3 protein-coding genes are annotated in these 4,582 nt (G+C 56.1%); all 3 read left to right on the top strand.

Annotated features, from left to right (window positions below; translation table 11 throughout):
- Positions 1-148: 148 nt before the first annotated feature.
- A complete protein-coding gene (locus WCS52_19310; protein MEI6169337.1) occupies positions 149-2,773 on the top strand; it encodes a hypothetical protein in 2,625 nt (874 codons plus the stop codon).
- An 840-nt stretch (positions 2,774-3,613) separates the two neighbouring features.
- Entirely contained in the window at positions 3,614-4,069 is a 456-nt protein-coding gene (locus tag WCS52_19305; GenBank protein ID MEI6169336.1) for a YbjN domain-containing protein, read from the top strand.
- Between the two features lie 131 nt (positions 4,070-4,200).
- Entirely contained in the window at positions 4,201-4,500 is a 300-nt protein-coding gene (locus tag WCS52_19300) for a hypothetical protein (GenBank protein MEI6169335.1), read from the top strand.
- Positions 4,501-4,582 lie beyond the last annotated feature (82 nt).

Genomic DNA, 4,582 nt, shown 5'->3' with positions numbered 1-4,582 from the left:
GGATAGGGCCGCCCGGCGCGGGCATGATGGGAGCGCGCTCCCATGTGCTGCCGCGCTCATGGCGCGGCACCTGACTTTTGCATCCCAATGACGAAGTCATGATATTGTCTGTTCTTCACCAAACGCCGGACCTAACGCTGGGGTGGTGGTGCCCAACTCCGTTGTCATCAACCCGGTCGGAGCGACCTTGGAATCCGGGGAAACAGCCCAGGTCGAAGGAGTGCTGGGATCGGCATGGGCGCGGTGGACAGCGCCGTCCACCGGCGTTTGGCTGCTGCAAAACCCTTTGGACAGGGTGGGGATTGTGCTGTGGTCTACCCCGACACCTTTGTTTCCCAGTCCTGTCCAGGCATCCACTGATTCTTCGTGGACCCCATACAGTGGCCTGCCCGGCACACGTTCCTTCGCGCTATTCTCCTCGGCATCGGTCAACGTTCCCGCCACGGTCCGGAATCAGGGTAATAGCTGGATTCTGTTTGAAGCCGTCGCAGGCCCAGAATACTGGATCGCCGGTTATGACCGCTGGCAGAGCGAAGCGCCGATTGCCCTCGATCTGGAACTCGCGGCTCCAAACGACCTCCGGGAAAACGCCCGGAATTTGGGTTCAGCCTCGGCGATTCGCGACGAGGGGCATTTTCTCGGAGCCAGCATAACACCCGGCGAGGACCTGCCGAATGATTTCATTGTTTCCCGGACGGTCTGGCGTAGTTGGACCGCTCGCGCCAGCGGCCCGGTGGATTTGCTAGTCGAAGGGCAGGGAGGGCCTGCGGCTTCATGGGTCGCGGTCCAAGCTTTCTCTGCAGGTGGGAAAATCGGCAACGCCCTGCCCGATACTTGGGGGCGCGAGTGGCGGTTTGATGCGGTGGCAGGCGAAACCTATCAATTTCAGATCTCAGCCACGGACGATCCCAACACGGGCTTTCTATTCCACTTGCTGGCGGCAGAATTGGCGGATCACTTCGCGGAAGCTGTCGATCTCAACGGGCGAGCGCTGCTTTCGACGGTCGGATGCACGCTGGAGACGGGAGAACCGGCGGCCAATCCAGGGGAAGGAAGCGTCTGGCTGCGCTGGCATTCCGGGATGCAACAAGTGGTGAGCATCATCCAACAATCCTTGCAAGCACCCGGGCATTGGCATGAGACCAATTCGCGGATGGAGGTTTTCACCGGCGCTTCCCTCGCCACATTGGTTCCAGCCTGTGTGCAGACATCACCCGGCTCGGCACTGTTTGTCGCCGAAGCAGGACAGACCTATCACATCCGGGTGCTCGCCAAGGCGGAGCTCGACGGCGAAACTCGAGTGACCGTGACTTCCCAGGCGACCGGCCCCGGTTTGGAACAATTGCTGGCGGAGGCGGGAGCGCTCCTGGCCACGCCCGGAGTAGGACGCGATGAACAAGCCCTCGCGCTGGTGAATCAGGCGCTTGCGATTGCCCCTGCCGATCCGCGTGCCCATTTGGCAGCGGCGTTACTGGAACTGCGCCTCGCCGCCAAGACGCCCTCTGGCAGGATCGTCGCTTCGAGGTTGGTTGCGAATACTTCGGATTTGTTGCCGGTGGTTTTTGTGCCATCAGCAGCCGCAGGGGCGAATGGCGAAATCCCGAATGGGCTCTCGTTCGAGGATTTTCTGGCTGACTTCGGCGCCGAGGCTTGGCCCCACCTCTCCACTGCGCTCCAGCGCCTGATTTCCATCACGGAGCCCGCCGCCGACTTCAGCCATTACACGTTACCGGTCTATCCACGCGGCCACGGAAGTGCCGCCGGCTACGAGACGGATGCCCATGACCGACGGAACATCGCCGCCATGATCATGACCTTGCGCGGCGCACTTGATTACCTCGCGTCGTTGGACGGGTCCCTCCCAGCCTGCGACTTCTTCGGGTGGCTGTGCGACGGATCCCCGACGCTTCAAGATTTGCTGGGCCGTTATCCCAAGTTCCTCACCTTCGGCCCCTACGACAACCGGTTCTCCGCCTGGCTATGGTTCACTGCGGCCACTGAGCAATCCCAAATGGCAAAGGGACTCTATCAAGCCCCGTGGCCTTGGTCGGACTCAAGCCTATTCACATCCAAGGATAAGCCCCGCCTCGACCACTGGTTCGCTTGGGTCGAAAGCGCCAATGGCCCCACACTTTATAACTGGGAGGACCACGCGGATCTATCCAGTTGGCTGTTCGGCTCAAAATCGCCACGGTCACTCTTGCCGACCGTCGTGGGAAACCGCTTGCGGGCCTATTCGACTGCGGATGTCACTTTTGACGGACTGCTACCCGATTCGACCACAGCGAACCTGCATCGTGCATGGGCGGCGCGGGGCTGGCTGGCGGATCACGAAGAACTCGGTGCGTGGCTCGCCAGGAACTTTCCGGTGAACACCCCCAACCCGTCGGAAGACCCGGACGGCGATGGAATTTCATTGCTTCTCGAATACGCCTTTGGCCTTTCACCCACAAGCCCGGACCCGGCCCCTTACCAACCGGAATTGCGCCGGGTTAAATTGGCGGACGGCACAAGGCGGAGCGAACTCAACTTCCGCCGCCGGGTCGCTTTGACGCAGTCGGACTATTGGGCTTACAAATCCTCCGACCTGGAAACGTGGGAATCCGTGCCGGTGCCCGAAGAAGCGGTGCCGGATGCCATGCCAGGTTTCGAACGCGTGACGGTATCCATTCCAGACGGACCCTCGCCACCAGATCGGGCATTCTTCCGGTTGAGGTTTGTGCCTCCATCCGATTACTCCGGTGACACGGGGGGAGTGATCGGGAGCCAGTGATCGGTCACGTTTTTGCCACGCACCTGCGGGCAGGATCGAGACCGCCCGCTCCCCTCTGGCCACCGGAGCCCCTCGCCTTGATCGGCCCGCCCGGCGCGGGCATGATGATACCGCACTCCCATGTGCTGCCGCGCTTGTGGCGTGGCACCTGGCCACGGGGACTGGGGCAGGGCCCCCTTAGCCAATGCGTTTCATGGATCGAACAGTGCGGTGCCCAAAATACCACTAGGTTTCGTGAATACAAAAACCTGTCCAGTTTGATTTGGGAAAAGCAGATGCGGGCGGAGACAGTCCAAAATACAGGCGCGATTATTTGAATACACCTTACCCACTTTTGGCCGGGAAGAAGGCTCTTCCCGCGCTGCTACCTTGTAGCGGCTCCCATCTCAGCGGGTGATCCCCGCTACGCCCCCCTTCCGGGTTAATGCAAATTATTCTCATTAACGTTGCTGTGCAGACCGGAGACATCTCCGTATTGCGGAAAACTGGCATCTGGTGTCTTGATTGGCACACAACCCCAAGTCCCCCGCAGCATTCGGGCACAATCCAGTCGCTCGTTGAATTTAGTGGATAATGACCGGCCACACCCTTTTCTGTCGCGCCAAACGATTGCATATCAATCACTTACGAAGTCACATCCGTGTAAGTTTGCCTGATCAATCCAAATCTCCCCAAAATGCACCCGACGAAAGCCAAAAAACAATTTTTCACTTTTGTCTTGACGTGCTAAAGACGATCTGTCGGAATGACCCCGAAGGGCGGTAGTTAGGAACTTTCACGTTTCGTTCACCTCAGATAAGTAAAAAAGACCAACATTAAACCAGTAGAAAGACAACGGTTATGGGAAAATTGATCGACATTGCGCAGACATACCTTACAAGCGATGAATGGCACTTTGAGAAGGTCGAAGGAAAGGACCTGATTGTTTGCTCGGTTAAAGGAGATAATGCATCTTTCAAGATCGCCATTAGAGCGAACGAAGACACCGAAAGAGTGACTGTATTTTGTACGAGTCCGAACTTGGTTCCAGAAGACAAGCGATCCATCGTCGCCGAATTCATTACTCGTGCGACTTACGGACTCTCCTTTGGGAACATCGAAATGGACATGAGTGATGGAGAGGTGCGAGCAAAGTCAGCGGTTGATATTGAAGGTGGAGTCCTTACGCCAAAGATGGTCGGATCGCTTATCAGTTGTTCCGTCAACCTCATGGACAAATATTATCCTGGTCTAATGGCTATCCTGTTCTCCAACATAACAGCTTTTGATGCGATCCAGCAGGTAGAGAAGAAGTAATACCCAAGAAATCACTTTAACATTTAAACATTATGAGTTTTCGTGAAAGCATAAAAGTATGCAAATGGGGGCCTACTCTTGGCCTTCATCTTATGCGTTCCCTTAGCGCTGGACTGATATGGAGTATTGTTATGTTAGTGGCTGGGTCGAAGGACATGCCGCCATTCATGCCTATGATTATAGTCGTGGGCTTCTACTTTGTAACCGTATGGATGTTCATGGGTGTTTGCAAATTCATGTCCATCTTTGTAGGTGGCTTGGCAGATCTCATATGGAACCTATTCACACTTGTTGCTGCCTTAGGAATCGCAGTAGGCGACCCGGTCTTGTTTTTCCTCAACAAATGCAAACCAGGATTGCTGCCTGTTCAAAAGTTTAATTTTGTCAACTTTGCCATGATTTTATGGGTCACTGATCCAGAAAAGATTTGACAGAACTTTGCGGATTCCCTCTAAAATAATTCACAGCCATCCCACAGGATGGCATGACTAATGGCTAAAAAATGGACTGGTG

The organism is bacterium, assembly GCA_037128595.1.
In the GTDB taxonomy this organism is placed as follows: domain Bacteria; phylum Verrucomicrobiota; class Kiritimatiellia; order CAIKKV01; family CAITUY01; genus JAABPW01.
Note: the sequence above shows the minus strand (reverse complement) of the source record. Positions and strands in the feature narration are given on the sequence as shown.